Consider the following 16,561-nt stretch of genomic DNA (forward strand, 5'->3'; position numbering starts at 1 on the left):
ACGCCCGCGTTCAGGCGCGGGCGTTGTCGGTGGCGAGTGTCATTCAGCGACGTAGTTCGGTGGCGCGACGCGGAAGGCCTTGGTCAGCCAGGCCAGGTGCAGCAGGCCCGCCAGTGCCCAGAGGCCGCCGAAGATCAGCGAATTCTCGTTGAGGTCGAGCCAGAGCTTGGCAATGATGCAGAAGCCGATGGTCGGCAGTACCAGGTACTTCATCTTGTTGGCCAGCCCCTGGCGATTGCCTTCGCGCAGGTAGCAGTGGTTGATCACCGACAGGTTGACGAAGCTGAACGCTACCAGCGCGCCGAAGTTGATGATCGAGGTGGCGGTTACCAGGTCGAAGAAAATTGCCGAAAGGGCGATCAGGCCGACCACGGCAATGTTCACGACCGGGGTCTTGTAGCGCGGATGCAGGCGGGCGAACACGCCGCTCGGGATCACATTGTCGCGGCCCATCACGTACAGCAGGCGCGACACGCTGGTTTGCGAAGCCAGGCCCGAGGCGATGGTGTTGATCACCGTGCAGGCAATGAAGATCGACTGGAACAGCTTGCCACCGACATACAGGGCGATTTCCGGCAGGGCCGCTTCCGGGTCGTGGAAGCGTGCATTGGTCGGGAAGTAGGCCTGCATGAAGTACGACACCAGGATGAACACCACGCCGCCGATCAGGGCCGTGAGGAAGATCGCACGGGGGATGATCTTGCCCGGGTCCTTGGTCTCTTCAGACAGGCAGGTGACTGCGTCGAAGCCCAGGAACGAGAAGCACAGGATGGTTGCGCCAGCCGCCAGGGCGCTGAGTTGCGTCTGCGAGTCTGCGAACGGCGTCAGGCTCCAGGTGGTGCCCAGCCCCTCGCCCTGGCCCAGGCCGCGGACGCAGAGGTAGATGAACACCGACATGATCATCAGCTGCACCACCACGAACAGCAGGTTGAAATGCGCTACCAGGTTGATGCTGCGCATGTTGATCACGCTGATCAGGGCGACGAAGCCAGTCACCCACACCCATGCCGGTACTTCGGGGAACATGGCCGAGAGGTAAAGCTTGGCCAGCAACGCGTTGACCATGGGCAGCAAGAGGTAATCGAGCAGCGATGACCAGCCGACCAGGAAGCCCGCATGCGGGTTGATGGCACGTTGGGTGTAGGTGTAGGCGGAGCCGGACTGCGGGAAACGGCGGACCAGCGTGCCGTAACTCACCGCGGTGAACAGAACGCCGGCCAGGGCCAGCAGGTAGGCGCTGGGAACGTGGCCGGAGGTCACGCCGGACACGATGCCGAACGTGTCGAACACGGTCATTGGCGTAAGGTACGCCAAGCCGATGATGACCACGTGCCAGAGGCGCAGGGATTTACGGAATTGGCCGTTGCCGGTGGCGTTGTGGTCAGGCTGCATGCTGGTGTGGCTCCATGTTGTTCACCTTTTTGTTTGGAGCAGAGATAGGCGCGTGCTAGGCGCCGACGTCAGGCTGGCAGTGCCTTGGCGAGGAGGTTGAAGCGTGCGGGCAGGGGCATCCGAGCATCATGACGGCGCGACTTTTTCTTCTTCGTGGATCGGGCGCTGGGCGAGGTGGTGAAAATAAAAAACGATTGATAGGGAGGCGTCAAGTTAAACATGACAAGATGTTGCGAAATTGAAATATTTATCGGTTAAAAGGCCTGAATGTTCGGTTTTTGCGCGTTTTTTTGCGGTTTCGATCGACTTGGATGTTCGTAAAAATTAACGATCTGATGGATTGTCGGACATTTCCCAAATCCGCCATTTCTGCCCAGGCGCCATCACCAGCCTGTCACCGCGGTGATATCCTTTTGCACCCCGCCCATATGGACATCGATCGGTTCTATTCATGAAGAAATCAGTAGGCATCCTTTCCGGCCTGGCCATCGCCATCGCCGTCGTGACCACCGCTGGCGCCTGGTACACCGGCAAGCAGCTGCCTGCGGAGCTGGACAACGCCGTCAGTCGCAGCAACGAACAGCTCAAGAAGGCCCTGACCAATTATGGCGGCAGCATGACCGTCGAGCTGGTTTCACTCGATCGGCAATTCTTCAGCAGTACTGCGCAGTACCGGCTCAAGGCCAGGGACATCAACCTTGGCCACGGCGAAGTGGTCAGTTTCGACCTCGGCATGACCGACCAGATCGAGCACGGCCCGTTCCCGTGGTCGCGGGTCAAGGCACTGAAACTGGTGCCGGTGCTGGCCGCGAGCAGCAGCAGCCTGCAGAAGGATGACCTCACTGCGCCGTGGTTCGCAGCCGCAGGAGAGCAGTCGCCGATCAGCGCACACACCAGCCTGGGCTTCTCGGGCAACGTCGACAGCAACATCACTGTGGCACCGCTCAAGCGCACCGAGGCCGACGGCAGTAGCCTGGATTTCTCGGGGATGTCGCTGGAGGTCAGCGGTGATCAGGATGGCAAGGCGTCGAAGTTCCACGGCAGCGCGGATCGCTTCGTGATGAAGCTGGTCGGTGAGGACCATGCGCCGGCCACCTTCGAGCTCTCGGGGTTGAAGGTGGGTGGCAACCTGGCGGCCAGCAAGCATGACGCGGTGTACGTCGGCAATGTCGACCTGCTGCTGGCCGAGGCCAGGGCGACCTTGGGTGACAAGCAGCAGGTGCTGGTGCTCAAGGGCCTTGAGCAGAACTTCCTGCAAACCCTCGATGGCCCGGACACCGTGGGTGGCCGCGTGGATTACCGGGTAGCAGACATCACCTGGGATGGCCGCGCAGTCGGTAACGCGCAGATGGGTGTGACCGTCAAGTCGCTCAATGCTCCGGCCTTGCAGTCGCTGTCGCAGTGGTACCAGGCCCACCTGCCGGAGTTCGAGGCGGCTCAGGCTGCCGGCCAGCCGGTGCCGGAAATCCCGATGGATGAGGCGGAAAAAGCCAGGTTCCACGGCGACCTTCAACAGCTGCTGGCCTCCAGGCCCAAGCTGGCCATCGAGAACCTGGCGTTCCGCACTGCCAATGGCGAGAGCCGTTTCGACCTGTCGATGGATTTCGCCAGCCCGACCTCGTTCGACCTGCCGCCTGACCAGCTGAGCAAGCAACTGATCACCGAGGTGAAGAGCAAGCTGTCGTTGTCCAAGCCGATGATCGGCGACCTGGCGACCTTGCAAGCGCTGCTGGAAGGGCAGACCGATGCCCAGGCAATTGCTTCGCAATCGAGCCAGGCAGGGGAGATGGTCGGCATGATGGCGGTGCAGAGCGGCATGGCCACCGTACAGGGCAACGATGTGGTGTCGAGCCTGCACTATGCCGATGGCATGGTCGACTTCAACGGCAAGAAGATGACCGTCGAAGAATTCGCCATGCTGTTGGCGGCGCATTTTGCCGCCATGCAGCCGCAAGGCTGATGTTCAGCCTGTGCTGGCCTCTTCGCGCCGGCACAGGCATCACAAAAACCGCTTTTGAATTCCCTTGATTGTCTGTAGCCTTCGGCGTCCGATAATAATCCGCGCCCGCAGAGGGCCGTGGCGGCACGCCTGCCGTCCGGCACCCCTAGCCGATCTGCCAGGGCCGGGTGATACACTCGATTTGACGCGCACGCGCGCCTGCAGGTCCAGCGATCATGACCCAGATTTCCGAACGCCTGTTGGTTCAGGCCCACCTTGACGCCAAGCAGCCCAATCCGCTGACCGCCGAGCAGGAGGCCGAATACCGTGCGGCCATCGCTGCCGAGCTGAAAGCGCAGAATGCCGTGCTGGTGGCCCACTATTACTGCGACCCGGTCATCCAGGCGCTGGCCGAAGAGACTGGCGGCTGCGTGTCCGACTCGCTGGAAATGGCTCGCTTCGGCAAGAACCACCCGGCCGAGACGGTGATCGTCGCCGGTGTGCGTTTCATGGGCGAAACCGCCAAGATCCTCACCCCGGAAAAGCGCGTGCTGATGCCGACCCTGGAGGCCACCTGCTCGCTCGACCTGGGCTGCCCGGTCGAAGAGTTCTCGGCCTTCTGCGACCAGCACCCCGAGCGTACCGTGGTGGTGTATGCCAACACCTCCGCTGCGGTGAAGGCGCGGGCGGACTGGGTGGTGACCTCGAGCTGCGCGCTGGAAATCGTCGAAAGCCTGATGGACAACGGTGAAACCATCATCTGGGGCCCGGACCAGCACCTGGGCCGCTACATCCAGAAGCAGACCGGTGCCGACATGCTGTTGTGGGACGGTGCCTGCATCGTTCACGAAGAGTTCAAGTCGCGCCAGCTGGCCGACATGAAGGCGCTGTATCCGGATGCCGCCATTCTGGTACACCCGGAGTCGCCGGAAGCGGTGATCGAGCTGGCCGACGCGGTGGGCTCCACCAGCCAGCTGATCAAGGCGGCGCAGACCCTGCCGAACAAGACCTTCATCGTCGCCACCGACCGCGGCATCTTCTACAAGATGCAGCAGCTGTGCCCGGACAAGGAATTCGTCGAAGCGCCGACCGCCGGTAACGGCGCGGCGTGTCGCAGCTGCGCGCACTGCCCGTGGATGGCGATGAATACCCTGGAGCGGGTGCTGGATTGCCTGCGTAACGGCAGCAACGAGATCTTCGTTGACCCGGCGCTGGTGCCGAAGGCGATCAAGCCGTTGAACCGCATGTTGGACTTTACCCAGGCTGCTCGCCTGAAGCTCTCCGGTAACGCCTGAAATCGCTGGGGCCGCTCCTACAGGCGATCGCGTCCCCTGGTAGGAGCGGCCTTGTGTCGCGAAAGGGGCGCAAAGCGCCCCCAAATTATCAGCGCCCCATCATTTCCTGAACCATGCGCTTCTGTTCCAGGATCTCGCGCTGGCGCTGGTCGATCTGCGACGCCAGCGGGAAGTTGCTGCCCGCACGGCGCTTGGCGTAATCCAGCTGCTGTACCGCCTGGTCGAAATCCCCCACCAGGGTGAAGTACTCCGCGCGCGCCCGGTGCAGGCCGATGGTGTTGCCCGACAACCCGCGCACTTCAGCCATGTCGTACCAGACGTCCGGGTCATCCGGCCGGCTCTTGAGCAGGTCGTCCAGCACCTTCTCCGCCTCGGCCGGCTTGTTCTGCTTGACCAGCAGGTCGGCACGCACCTGTTTCAGCGGGTAGTTGCCCGGGTACAGCCCCTGCATGCGCTCGGCGCGTTGCTGCGCGTCGGCCAGGCGGTTGTTGGTGATGTCCAGGTCGATCTGCGCCAGGTTGTAGGTGATGTCGTTGGGCGCCTTGGCCAGCAACGGCTTGAGGTTCTCCCGCGCTTCGTTGAGCTGGCCACCCTTGATCTGTGCCAGGGCCAGGCCATAGCGTGCAGCGTCCAGTTTCGGGTCTTCGTCGAGCTGGGCGCGGAAGCGCTTGGCTGCCAGGCCTGGGGTGCCCTCGTAAGTGAGTGCCACACGGGCGCGGATCAGCTGGTAGCGCTGGCTGTCCTCGACGCCGCCCTTGGGCGCCTGTTCGGCGCGGTTGCGGGTGTCGGCGATACGCGACTCGGTCACCGGGTGAGTCAGCAGGAATTCTGGCGGCTTGGCATCGTAGCGATACTGGCGCGCCAGGCGTTCGAACATGGTCGGCATGTTGCGCGGATCGTAGCCGGCCTTTTCCAGGTTCTGGATGCCGACGCGGTCGGCTTCCTGTTCGTTCTGCCGCGAGAAGCGCCGTTGCTCCTGGATGGCCGCTGCCTGGGTGCCGGCGATCATGCCGATGCCGGCATCGCCGGCACCCCCTGCCGCCAGCACGATACCGGTCAGCAGTGCCGCCATCATCGGCAGCTGCATGCGCTGCTGGGCCTCGACGCCACGGGCAAAGTGGCGTTGCGACAAGTGCGCGAGTTCGTGCGCCAGCACCGACGCATACTCGCCTTCGGTCTGGGCGTTGAGGAACAGGCCACCGTTGACCCCGACGATGCCGCCAGGTGCGGCAAAGGCGTTGAGCTCGCGGCTGTCGATAAGGATGAATTCCAGGCGCCGGTCCTGCAGCTGGCTGGTTTCGGCCAGCCGGTACACGGTGGTTTCGACGTAATCCTTGAGCTGTGGGTCGTTGAGCTGGTTGACCTGGCCGCGCAACAGGCTCAGCCAGGCGCGGCCGAGGTCGTGCTCCTGTTTCGGCGAGACGATTGCGGAGCTGGCGTCGCCCAGTGACGGCAGGTCGTCGGCATGACCGGGAAGGGCCATCAGGCAGGCCAGCGTCAGCAGGGTGGGGCGCAGTAGATTCATGCAGAAGCTCGCGTCGATCAAAAAGCCTTACTGTAGCCGGGTCGCGCGGAGCCGACCAGTGGCGGTATGCTACCGAGCTTTACCCAAGATTATCCGCCACGGCCTGGAGACGCGCCCGATGAGTGACACCCTGACCTGCGACGCTGAACTCGATGCCAGCGGGTTGAACTGCCCGTTGCCGCTGCTCAAGGCGAAGATGGAGCTCAACCGCCTGGCCAGCGGGGCGATATTGAAAGTCATCGCCACCGACGCCGGTTCGCAGCGCGATTTTCGCACTTTCGCCCAGCTTGCCGGTCATACCCTGCTGCAAGAAACGGCCGAGGCCGGTACCTATACCTACTGGCTCCGCAAGGCCTGAGCCAACCCAAGGATCGTCAATGTTCAAAGTGCTTCGCGACTGGATAGAGCGCTACTTCTCCGATGAGGAAGCAGTGGTGCTGGCGGTCCTGCTGTTCCTCGCCTTTACCGCGGTGCTCACCCTCGGAGGCATGCTCGCGCCGGTGCTGGCGGGCATGGTCCTGGCGTTTCTGATGCAGGGCCTGGTCAATGCCCTGGAGCGCGTGCGCGTGCCGACCCGGCTGGCGGTGACGCTGGTGTTCGCCCTGTTCATGGGGGCGCTGGCGGTGTTCCTGCTGGTGCTGGTGCCGCTGCTCTGGCACCAGCTGATTACCCTGTTCAACGAGCTGCCGGGGATGCTCGGCAAGTGGCAGTCGCTGCTCCTGCTGCTGCCTGAGCGTTATCCGCACCTGGTCTCGGACGAGCAGGTGCTGCATGCGATCGAGTCGGTACGAGGCGAAATCGGCAAGTTCGGCCAATGGGCGCTGACCTTCTCGCTGTCGAGCCTGCCGCTGCTGGTCAACGCGATGATCTACCTGGTGCTGGTGCCGATCCTGGTGTTCTTCTTCCTCAAGGACCGCGAGCTGATCGGGCGTTGGGTCAGTGGCTACCTGCCGCGTCAGCGCACCTTGTTGAACCGGGTGGGCAGCGAGATGAACCGGCAGATCGCCAACTACATCCGCGGCAAGGGCATCGAAATCCTGATCTGCGGGATTGCCACCTACATCGCCTTCATCAGTCTGGGGCTCAACTACGCCGCGTTGCTGGCGCTGCTGGTGGGATTGTCGGTGGTGGTGCCCTATGTGGGGGCCGTGGTAGTGACCGTGCCGGTAACGCTGATCGCGCTGTTCCAGTGGGGCTGGGGTGACCAGTTCATCTACCTGATGACGGTGTACGCGATCATCCAGGGGCTGGACGGCAACGTGCTGGTGCCGTTGCTGTTCTCCGAGGCAGTCAGCCTGCACCCGGTGGCGATCATCTGCGCAGTGCTGCTGTTTGGTGGGCTTTGGGGGTTCTGGGGGATCTTCTTCGCGATCCCGCTGGCGACCTTGATCAAGGCCGTGCTGGATGCCTGGCCCAGGCAGGAGCCTAGCGTCTCACCGATGCTTTGATGCAACTGGGGCTGCAAAGCAGCCCCAATCGATTTCAGCCTTTATTCAAGGCCTGTGCAGCCGCCAACACGGCATCCACATGCCCGGGCACCTTCACACCACGCCATTCCTGGCGCAGCACACCGTCCTTGTCGATCAGGAAGGTACTGCGGTCGACGCCCATGTATTCCTTGCCATACAGCTTCTTCAGCTTGATTACGTCGAACAGCTGGCACAGGGCCTCGTCCTTGTCGCTGATCAGCTCGAACGGGAAGGCTTGCTTGGCCTTGAAGTTCTCGTGCGACTTGATGCCGTCGCGCGACACGCCGAACACCACGGTATTGGCGGCGGCAAAGGCATCATGCTGGTCGCGGAAGCCCTGGCCTTCGGTGGTGCAGCCCGGGGTGCTGTCCTTCGGGTAGAAGTACACCACCACCTGCTGGCCCTTGAGTTCGGCCAGGCTGACGGTCTGGCCGCTGGTGGCCTGGGCCTGGAAGTCGGCGACGGGTTGGTCGAGTGCTACTGCCATGGTCGGTTTCCTTACATGGGGTTCTGTGGACGCCACGGCTCGATCAGTGCGTCGAGGTTCAAGGCATCGGCGAAGTCCAGGAACTGGTCGCGCAGCCAGCTGATCTGCGTGCCGGCCGGCAGGATCACGGTGAACTGGGCATTGAGCATGCTGCTGCCGGTCTGCGGCGCCAGGTAGGTGTCGCAGGTCATGGCTTCGAGCTCGACGCGGTGGTCGAGGAAGAACTGGCACAGTTCGTTGATGATGTCCGGGCGGTAGGCGGCGCTGACATAGGCCACGTAGGGCAGGGCCTGCGGGCGCACTTCCTGGTCGGCGCTGCGCACCACGTCGAGGGTCAGGCCGTGTTTCTTGCCCAGGCCCGGCAGCATGGCTTCGAGGCGCGCCAGGGCATCCCAGCTGCCGCCTACCTGCAGCACCAGGGCGCTGGTCTCGCCGTGGCGGCTCAGGCGCGAGGTGACCACCGCGCAGCGGTTTTCGAAGGCGGCGCGGCTGAGGACGTTGGCCAGCTCCATGGGGTTGGGGCCCAGGGCGCTGATGACAAGGAATTGTTCGCGGACGGTGGGGGTGGACATGCAGCATTCCTAAAGCGATGAGCGGTCGGTGCAGGACGGGCGAAAGCCTCCTGTCGGCAGGGCCCGGGGCTCGCATGCGAGGACGTGGACGCTGGCCGGGGAGCAGGGTCGACGGCCCGGCGGGCCGCGCTGCACCGATCAAAGGATCAAGGGTAGCGAAATAAGGCGCCGAGGGGAATGCTCCGCCCGCCTGCTTCGCTTGTGCAAGGCCGATGCCCCCAGTACCATTACCGCTCTCTTTTTCCGGCAGGAGCAGTTACATGATTGCGGGCAGTATGGTGGCGTTGGTCACACCCATGGATGCACAAGGGCGTCTGGACTGGGACAGCCTCGACAAACTTGTAGACTTCCACCTGGAAAACGGCACCCATGCGATCGTCGCTGTCGGCACCACCGGTGAGTCGGCCACGCTGGATGTCGAAGAACACATCCTGGTCATCAAGCATGTGGTCGAGCGCGTCAAGCACAGCAAGAAGCCGATCCCGGTCATCGCTGGCACCGGTGCGAACTCCACCACCGAAGCCGTGCACCTGACCCAGAACGCCAAGAACGCTGGCGCCGATGCCTGCCTGCTGGTGGTGCCGTACTACAACAAGCCGACCCAGGAAGGGCTGTACCAGCACTTCAAGCACATCGCCGAAGCCGTCGACATTCCGCAGATCCTCTACAACGTTCCTGGCCGCACCTCCTGCGACATGCAAGCCGAGACCGTGATCCGCCTGTCGAAGGTCAAGAACATCATCGGCATCAAGGAAGCCACCGGCGACCTGGCGCGCGCCAAGGCCATCCTGGATGGCGTCGACAAGGATTTCATCGTCCTGTCCGGCGATGACCCGACCGCCGTCGAGCTGATCCTGATGGGCGGCAAGGGCAACATCTCCGTCACGGCCAACGTCGCCCCGCGCGAAATGGCCGACCTGTGCGAGGCCGCCCTTGAGGGCAATGCCGAGAAGGCCCGCGCAATCAACGAAAAACTCATGCCGCTGCACAAGGACCTGTTCTGCGAAGCCAACCCGATCCCTGTGAAGTGGGCGCTGGTGGAAATGGGCCTGATGCACAAAGGCATTCGCCTGCCACTGACCTGGCTGAGCGAAGGTTGCCACGAAAAAGTCCGTACTGCCTTGCGCCAGTCCGGCGTACTGGTTTAAGAGGAAGTACACCGCATGAAGCGACTGGCTGGTCTTTCCGCACTCGCCCTGATCATTTCCAGCACCAGTGGGTGTGGCTGGCTGTGGGGCGAGGATGGCTATTTCCGCGACCGCGGCAGCGATTACCTGCAGGCGCACCCGACTGCGCCGATGCAGCTGCCGCCGGACGCCGGCAAGGCCAAGCGCCTTGACCCGTTGCTGCCGATCCCGCGCAATGTCGCCGACGATCACGCCACTGGCGAGTTCGAAGTGCCGCGCCCGCAACCGCTGACCGCCGGCGCCGAAGCCAGCGATTACACCCTGCAGCGCAGCGGCAGCAGCCGCTGGGTACTGGCCCAGCACTCGCCGGCCGAAGTGTGGCCGGTGGCGCACCAGTTCTTCGAGGACAACGGCTTCCGCATCGCTGAAGAGCGCCCGCAGACCGGTGAATTCAACACCACCTGGCAGCGCTTCGATGAACTGTCGGCATCGCTCGGTCAGCGTCTGTCGAGCACTGCCAGCAGTGGCGACAGCGAAGTGCGAGTGCGTGTGCGCATCGAGCCTGGCGTGCAGCGCAACACCTCCGAGGTGTACATCGTCAGCGTCGAGCGCCCGGCCGGCAGCACCGCCGATACCGCGTTCCCGTCCACTTCGGCCAACACCGGCGCCGACGCGCTGCTGGTCGACGAAATGCTGGCCAGCATGAGCCGTAGCGCCGAGAAGGGCGGTTCGGTATCGCTGTTGGCTGCGCGTGACTTCGACGCCCCTAGCCGTGTCAGCCTGAGCGAAGACGGCAGCGGCAACCCGGTGCTGTTCCTCGGTTCGGACCTGGACCGTGCCTGGTCCGGCGTGGGCCGTGCGCTGGAGCAGAGCGGCCAGTGGCGTGTCGAGGACATCAACCGCAGCCTGGGCCTGTACTACATCAACCTGTCGGAAAAGCCTGAAGACAAGCACAACGAGCCTGGCTTCTTCAGCCGCATGTTCGGCAGCGAGCCGACCAAGGAAGAGCGTGAGGCCCGTGCCGAGCGTTATCAGGTACGCCTGAGCAAGGTCGGCGAAAGCGTGCAGGTTACCGTCGAGAAGAACATCAACACCGTGGCCCCGGCCGATGTCGCCCGCCGCGTGCTGAGCGCCATTCAGGACCACCTGGGCTAAGTGCGCTTCGCGGTACTCGGAAGCGGCAGCCAGGGAAATGGCACGCTGATCGCCAGTGGTGACACCTTCGTCCTGGTCGATTGCGGCTTTTCACTGCGTGAAACCGAGCGGCGCCTGGCGCTGCTCGGGGTGTCGGCGGCACAACTGAGCGCCGTGCTGGTCACCCACGAACATGCCGACCACGTGCATGGGGTGGGGTTGCTGTCGCGGCGCTACAATGTACCGGTCTACCTCAGCCAAGGCACATTGCGCGGCATGCGCAAGCCGGTGGAGGTGGCCGGTTTTCTCGCTTGTGGCGAGCGGCTGCAGATCGGTGGCCTGGACGTGAGCGCGGCGCGGGTCGAACACGACGCCTATGAGCCGCTGCAGTACGTGTTCAGCGACGGCAAGCGGCGTTTTGGCATGCTCACCGACCTGGGTTCGTACGATGCGCTGCTGCTCGAGCGCTACCAGGGCCTGGACGCACTGCTGATCGAAGCCAACCACTGCCGCGACCTGCTCGCACGTGGCCACTACCCGGCTTTCCTCAAGCAGCGGGTGGGTGGCATGCAAGGGCATTTGAACAATCACCAGGCCGCGCGCCTGGTGCAAGAGTTGGGCTGGAACAACCTGCAGCATCTGGTGCTGGCCCACCTCAGCAGCAAGAACAACCTGCCACACTTGGCCCGCCAGTGCTTCGTCGACACCCTTGGGTGCGACCCGGACTGGCTCCAGGTGGCGAATCAGGAACACGGGCTCGACTGGCGCGAAATCGCCTAGCCCAACACCTCAGCAAGCGGAGCCCAATCATGGAAAAACGCGACGAACTCTACCGCGGCAAGGCCAAATCGGTTTACAAGACCGACGACGCCGACCGCTTGATCCTGCTGTTCCGTAACGACACTTCGGCGTTCGACGGCAAGCGCATCGAACAGCTGGACCGTAAAGGCATGGTGAACAACAAGTTCAACGCCTTCATCATGCAGAAGCTCGAAGAAGCTGGCGTGCCGACCCAGTTCGACAAGCTGCTGGGCGACAACGAGTGCCTGGTGAAGAAGCTGGACATGATCCCGGTCGAGTGCGTGGTGCGCAACTACGCCGCCGGCAGCCTGGTCAAACGCCTGGGCGTGGAGGAGGGCATCAAGCTGGAGCCGTCCACCTTCGAACTGTTCCTGAAGAACGACGAGAAGGGTGACCCGTTCATCAACGAATCCCACGTGGTTGCGTTCGGCTGGGGCACCGCCGAGCAGCTGGTCGAGATGAAGAAGCTGTCGCTGAAGGTCAACGAAGTGCTGAGCAAGCTGTTCGATGACGCCGGCCTGCTGCTGGTCGACTTCAAGCTGGAGTTCGGCGTATTCCACGGCCAGATCGTCCTGGGTGACGAGTTCAGCCCGGACGGCTGCCGCCTGTGGGACAAGGAAACCCGCAAGAAGATGGACAAGGACCGCTTCCGCCAGGGTCTGGGCGACGTGATCGAAGCCTACGAAGAAGTTGCCAAGCGCCTGGGCGTGCCGCTGTAAGCTGCGCGTTCACGCAAGCGCCTGATACCACGCGATTTTTTTTGAAAAAAAGTTTGCCTTTCAAGAAAACGCTGGTATGATGCGCGGCATTGGAGAGATGCCGGAGTGGTCGAACGGGACGGATTCGAAATCCGTTGTACTGGCAACAGTACCTAGGGTTCAAATCCCTATCTCTCCGCCATACAAGATGAAGCCCCGCAGATTAAAGTCTGCGGGGCTTTTTCGTTTCTGGTTCTTATTGCTCGCTCAAGCTCACCAAGGCGTTGGTTCCAGCGCGCCGACCCCGGTGGGGGTGGTGCTGCCTTCGCCATTGCGCAGGAACGGCAGGTGCCAGAAGTCATTGGGCACAACCTCGTCCCCTGGCTTGACGTTTTCCGGGAAGATGAACTCGAACACCGGTGCCACGTACTGGCCGGCAGTCAGCCCGTTGGCCACGGTCAGGCGGCCGGCGTTCTGCAGGCAGCTATCGACACCCGGTTGCGGGAGAGTGTTGGTGGGTACGCACAGTGAGCGAGCGACCACCCGCAAGGTACGGCTTGGCTGGCTGAGCAGGCCGGTCGGTGCCTTGGACGCGCGCAACCGTGCGCGCTGTGGCTGCGGGCCTACGTTTTGCGTGGTGATCCCGCCGGAAGCGCCGGCACAGGTGGCCGCCAGCACGGTGGCAGGGTCACATTCGCCGGTCATTTCAAACGGCGTGATCCAGCGGTTGCGTTGTACGCCGGTGGCAGGATCGACATCGATTAGGTAGATGTCCACCGGCGTCTTGACGTCGGTCGTCTCGGCTTCGAGGAAGATGCGGTCCTGGGTTTCCTGGGCTGCACCGTTTACCGCTGTTGCAGCCGGGTCAGCTGTGCCGACGCCGAACTCGCCAATGGCCAGGTAGCTGGGCTGACTGCCCGGCTGGGTATAGATGCCGACGTTGGCCTCGATGGTGTGGGCCGAAATGAAGTCCGGCACACCGGCAGTGGTCGATTTGAACAGCGTGCCGGAGTAGGTGATGAAGTCGCCGACTTCAAACGGTACCTGTTGCGTCGGGTCTGGGTCGGTTGCGGTCCGGGTCGGGTCACTGAAGCGCTTCATGACGAACTGGCTGCAATACAGTTGGCCTGCCTTCGGTGGTGTCAATTCGCCCGATGCAGGTAGCGCCACGCCGGCCTGGGCAAAGTTGCGGCAGTTGTTGGTGGTGGTCGGGGTGACCACTTTTGGCCGGTTTTTCTGTGGGCAGAGCGGATCGTCTCCGGTACGCGGGACGCACATCGGGTAACCCGTGGCCGAGTGAATGGTCGGGTTGGCGTCATCCACCGAGAAACGCGCATCGGGGCTCTGGGCCCGGCCGAAACGCCCGTTGGGGTCGTTGATCTGCAAGACGGTCGGTTGCGGCGAGTTGGTACTCGTCACTTCTATGTTCCCGGTGGTCTGGTCGATTCTGCTGATGTAACCGCTGCCGACCTGGGCCGATTGCTGGGAGACAAAGATCAACCCGGCAATTTGTTTGCCGGCGACGGTATTGCCGACAACATGCACTTCAAATGATGGGTAAGTGGCCGGTAGTTGTTTAAGACCCAGCGGGCCGCCCTGTACGAACTCTGCCCAGGTGAGTGTATTGGCGGGCATCTGGATGACCGAGTTGCAGGGCACGGTAATCGTTGTGCCGTTGACCACTACAGTACCGCCCAGGCGGTTCGGGTTACTGGTATTCGGGCAGTTGCTGTTGCTGCTGTCGACGCTCATGTCCTGAATGAAACCGGTGATGTCGAAGCCGTGAATGGCCAAGGGATCGACGAAAATCGGGTCAGGTAGCGTAGGCGTTGTAAACGGTGATGGCGTCCCCTTGACCGGCTTGTCGGTCCCGCCCTTGGCCCAGGCATCGCCAGGCCCGGCAATACCCAATGCCAGTGCAGCGACTACTGCCCCGGCAAGCAGTGCGGGGCGAGCGAACAGCGTGCCGAGCCGCGTTTGAGCGGGGACTGCTGCTGACGTTTTGAATCCTGCAGGTGTGCTCATAATGGTCTCCGAAATGCTGCCAGCCTCTTTGCAAGCATTCGATCTACCGACACAGGGCTCGTATTGCACAAAGGCCTGTGCAATAACTACGGAGCGATACGGATATCGAATAAACGGCTCGACCTGGAATACCGAACTACGGGATATCCATCGATCTCGAGCGGCGATGTACTGGCCGGTTCCGGACATGGTCGCGAGAGGGACTTCCTTGAGCCATAACGGTCAAAGCACGTGTTGTGCCAGTGCCAGGTTGTAATGGCGAGCCCCGGAAAACTGTTACCAATTGTAAAAAATATATTCACAACTTCAGTGCTCCCGAAATGGGCAGCCCAGTTTTGGGGATGCAACGCCAGAATTGGGGGGTGGCTCCGTGGCCAATCGGGGCCTTGGAGGCAGGGGATCTCCAAGGCAGCCTTTTCGCAATAAAAAAGCCCCTGGAAACGATCAGTTTCCAGGGGCTTTTACTGCTTTATTTACAGCGAGGAGCATCTTCAAGCGGGTGAGCATGGACAGTCCTTTCGATGGGGTGAATGCTCAGAGGAGAAGATTCCACTTCTCGCTGGTTTCAGCGCATCGCTGCCAGCTTGATGCCGAACCCGACCAGGCAAGCCCCAGCCAAGCGTTCGAACATGTTGGCGATCCGGGGATTGGCGCGCATGCGCTCCGCCAGCAAATGTGTCAGCACCACCGCGATCAACCCATACAGGAAGGTCACCACTGCCACGGTGGCGGCAAGGAAACCGAAGGTCAGAAGCCCCTGGTGCCTCACCGGGTCGACGAACAGCGGGAAGAAAGCCATGTAGAACATGATCGCCTTGGGGTTGAGCAGGGTGATCATCATGGTCTGGCGCAGGTAGTGGCCGTTGTCCATGCGGCTGGTGCGGGGAGCGCCGCCGGGTTTGCTCAGCAGCATGCGCAGGCCCAGGTAGGCCAGGTAGGCAGCGCCGGCCCACTGCACCACGTGGAAGGCGGCGGGGTAGGCGGCCAGCAGGGTGGCGACGCCGGCCACGGCCAGCCACAGCAGCACCTGGTCACCGAGGATCACCCCGCAGGTTGCCGCCATGCCGGCCTTGATGCCGCCCTTGCCGGTGGCGGTGATCAGGGCGAAGTTGCCTGGGCCGGGGATGGCCAGGACGATGATGAAGGCGATGACGAAAGCGCCGTAGTCGGTGACGCCGAGCATGGGGAACTCCTGTTGGGCAGTGCGAAGGCAGGCTCGTAGACTATCGCGCTTTACATGGCCGGTAAAAACATTGGGGCCGCACAGCGGCCCCAAGCACAGACTTGCCAGGTTATTCCTTGATCTCTCGGACAAGACGCGAAGACCAAGGGCACCAATGGCCACCCGGCAGGAAAGCACCACCGGCTTCATCCAGGTGATCTTCCAGGTACTGGGTGGTTGAGTCACACACCTCGATCGCCACTTCGAAGAAGTTGATGGTGTCCGGCTCCAGGTAGAAACTCCAGCGTGGGTTATAGGGTGCCTGGCGTTTGGTCAGGCGACCATGAACGTGGATCTTGTTCTTTTCCTCGCCGGACAGGATGCGTCGAGCCTCGGCGATGCGTGCTTCATCGGTCAGCTTGAAGATGAACTCCGGGGCTTGTTCGGCGGTGGTCAGTGCGAAATAAGCTTCCATGCAATGTCTCCTGAAAACTGAATGGGTGTCGAATTGGCGTGTTGCGTTCTCAGGTATAGAGGCCTGGCGGCCCATGGCAAATGCACCGCGCTGAGGAGTTCACGTTTTCAAAGCGTGGGTCACCCGTCGCTGTGAGGCAGTTCACGGGTACGGCGCATTTTGTCGATGGCGTGATGTGACTTGGATCCAATGCCTGGGTTCTGTATCATCCCGCCGCCATCAGAAAGATGGCGGAAGATGAAGCATTTAAAGGACTTAGTATGAAAAAGCTGTTCAAGGCCACTGTCGCCGTTGCTGTAGTATCCGGCGTCGCCCTGCTGTCGGGCTGCACTGGCCAAGTCTACAACCAGCAGAAAAACTGCTCGTACGACTACCTGTTCCACCCTTCGGTTTCCATCTCCAAGGTCATCGGTGGCTGCGGCCCGATCGATAAGCTGCCTCAGCAGCAGTAACCCTGGTG

At 62.3% G+C, this 16,561-nt stretch carries 16 protein-coding genes and 1 tRNA gene; 10 read left to right on the forward strand and 7 right to left on the reverse strand.

Features of this window, described 5'->3' with window-relative positions; genetic code table 11:
- Positions 1-39 precede the first annotated feature (39 nt).
- Positions 40-1,392 carry an APC family permease gene (locus ACIPZ8_RS19415; RefSeq protein WP_400726341.1) on the reverse strand — a complete coding sequence of 451 codons (1,353 nt, stop codon included), beginning with the start codon at positions 1,390-1,392 and terminating at the stop codon, positions 40-42.
- A 451-nt stretch (positions 1,393-1,843) separates the two neighbouring features.
- Here ACIPZ8_RS19415 and ACIPZ8_RS19420 point away from each other — a divergent pair, with 451 nt between their 5' ends.
- Both ACIPZ8_RS19420 and nadA read left to right on the forward strand, forming a co-directional pair.
- Positions 1,844-3,352: a YdgA family protein gene (locus ACIPZ8_RS19420; RefSeq protein WP_400726343.1), complete on the forward strand. Its 1,509-nt coding sequence runs from the start codon at positions 1,844-1,846 to the stop codon at positions 3,350-3,352.
- Positions 3,353-3,567: 215 nt separating this feature from the next.
- Positions 3,568-4,626 carry a quinolinate synthase NadA gene (nadA, locus tag ACIPZ8_RS19425; RefSeq protein WP_019472564.1) on the forward strand — a complete coding sequence of 353 codons (1,059 nt, stop codon included), beginning with the start codon at positions 3,568-3,570 and terminating at the stop codon, positions 4,624-4,626.
- A gap of 88 nt (positions 4,627-4,714) precedes the next feature.
- Here the strand turns inward: nadA and ACIPZ8_RS19430 are convergent, their stop codons facing one another.
- The gene (locus ACIPZ8_RS19430) at positions 4,715-6,151 is read right to left on the reverse strand and encodes a M48 family metalloprotease (RefSeq protein WP_400726346.1); all 1,437 of its coding nucleotides are present in this window, start codon (positions 6,149-6,151) and stop codon (positions 4,715-4,717) included.
- Between the two features lie 118 nt (positions 6,152-6,269).
- Here ACIPZ8_RS19430 and ACIPZ8_RS19435 point away from each other — a divergent pair, with 118 nt between their 5' ends.
- Positions 6,270-6,509: a sulfurtransferase TusA family protein gene (locus ACIPZ8_RS19435; protein ID WP_159411714.1), complete on the forward strand. Its 240-nt coding sequence runs from the start codon at positions 6,270-6,272 to the stop codon at positions 6,507-6,509.
- A 19-nt stretch (positions 6,510-6,528) separates the two neighbouring features.
- Complete coding sequence (locus ACIPZ8_RS19440) at positions 6,529-7,599, forward strand: AI-2E family transporter (protein WP_400726349.1); 1,071 nt, start codon at positions 6,529-6,531, stop codon at positions 7,597-7,599.
- 34 nt (positions 7,600-7,633) lie between these two features.
- Here ACIPZ8_RS19440 and ACIPZ8_RS19445 read toward each other — a convergent pair whose 3' ends face one another.
- Both ACIPZ8_RS19445 and ACIPZ8_RS19450 read right to left on the reverse strand, forming a co-directional pair.
- Positions 7,634-8,107 (reverse strand): peroxiredoxin, encoded by a 474-nt coding sequence (locus ACIPZ8_RS19445; RefSeq protein WP_400726351.1) that lies wholly within the window; start codon positions 8,105-8,107, stop codon positions 7,634-7,636.
- Positions 8,108-8,118: 11 nt separating this feature from the next.
- Positions 8,119-8,679, reverse strand: coding sequence for a glycine cleavage system protein R (locus tag ACIPZ8_RS19450; protein WP_013973793.1), 561 nt, complete (start codon positions 8,677-8,679; stop codon positions 8,119-8,121).
- A 260-nt stretch (positions 8,680-8,939) separates the two neighbouring features.
- Between ACIPZ8_RS19450 and dapA the strand changes: the two genes are divergently transcribed.
- The 5 genes from dapA to ACIPZ8_RS19475 all read left to right on the forward strand — a co-directional run bounded on the left by dapA (position 8,940) and on the right by ACIPZ8_RS19475 (position 12,641).
- On the forward strand, positions 8,940-9,827 hold the full coding sequence (gene dapA, locus ACIPZ8_RS19455; protein WP_400726354.1) for a 4-hydroxy-tetrahydrodipicolinate synthase: 888 nt from the start codon (positions 8,940-8,942) through the stop codon (positions 9,825-9,827).
- 15 nt (positions 9,828-9,842) lie between these two features.
- Complete coding sequence (gene bamC, locus ACIPZ8_RS19460) at positions 9,843-10,961, forward strand: outer membrane protein assembly factor BamC (RefSeq protein WP_400726357.1); 1,119 nt, start codon at positions 9,843-9,845, stop codon at positions 10,959-10,961.
- Positions 10,962-11,720 carry an MBL fold metallo-hydrolase gene (locus tag ACIPZ8_RS19465; protein WP_400726359.1) on the forward strand — a complete coding sequence of 253 codons (759 nt, stop codon included), beginning with the start codon at positions 10,962-10,964 and terminating at the stop codon, positions 11,718-11,720. It begins immediately after the preceding gene.
- 29 nt (positions 11,721-11,749) lie between these two features.
- Positions 11,750-12,460, forward strand: coding sequence for a phosphoribosylaminoimidazolesuccinocarboxamide synthase (purC, locus tag ACIPZ8_RS19470; RefSeq protein WP_011535129.1), 711 nt, complete (start codon positions 11,750-11,752; stop codon positions 12,458-12,460).
- Between the two features lie 91 nt (positions 12,461-12,551).
- Positions 12,552-12,641: transfer RNA gene (locus ACIPZ8_RS19475), tRNA-Ser, on the forward strand.
- Between the two features lie 71 nt (positions 12,642-12,712).
- On the opposite strand, the gene ACIPZ8_RS19480 is transcribed toward ACIPZ8_RS19475, so the two are convergent.
- The 3 genes from ACIPZ8_RS19480 to ACIPZ8_RS19490 form a co-directional block, all read right to left on the reverse strand.
- Positions 12,713-14,464: a hypothetical protein gene (locus ACIPZ8_RS19480; RefSeq protein WP_400726361.1), complete on the reverse strand. Its 1,752-nt coding sequence runs from the start codon at positions 14,462-14,464 to the stop codon at positions 12,713-12,715.
- Positions 14,465-15,029: 565 nt separating this feature from the next.
- The gene (locus ACIPZ8_RS19485) at positions 15,030-15,647 is read right to left on the reverse strand and encodes a LysE family transporter (protein WP_400726362.1); all 618 of its coding nucleotides are present in this window, start codon (positions 15,645-15,647) and stop codon (positions 15,030-15,032) included.
- 109 nt (positions 15,648-15,756) lie between these two features.
- Positions 15,757-16,101 carry a hypothetical protein gene (locus ACIPZ8_RS19490; protein ID WP_400726364.1) on the reverse strand — a complete coding sequence of 115 codons (345 nt, stop codon included), beginning with the start codon at positions 16,099-16,101 and terminating at the stop codon, positions 15,757-15,759.
- A gap of 260 nt (positions 16,102-16,361) precedes the next feature.
- Here ACIPZ8_RS19490 and ACIPZ8_RS19495 point away from each other — a divergent pair, with 260 nt between their 5' ends.
- Positions 16,362-16,553 carry a DUF4223 family protein gene (locus ACIPZ8_RS19495; protein WP_027918621.1) on the forward strand — a complete coding sequence of 64 codons (192 nt, stop codon included), beginning with the start codon at positions 16,362-16,364 and terminating at the stop codon, positions 16,551-16,553.
- The last annotated feature ends 8 nt before the right edge of the window (positions 16,554-16,561 follow it).

Origin of the sequence: Pseudomonas sp. NPDC089422, assembly GCF_044749405.1 — a bacterium.
Lineage (GTDB): Bacteria > Pseudomonadota > Gammaproteobacteria > Pseudomonadales > Pseudomonadaceae > Aquipseudomonas.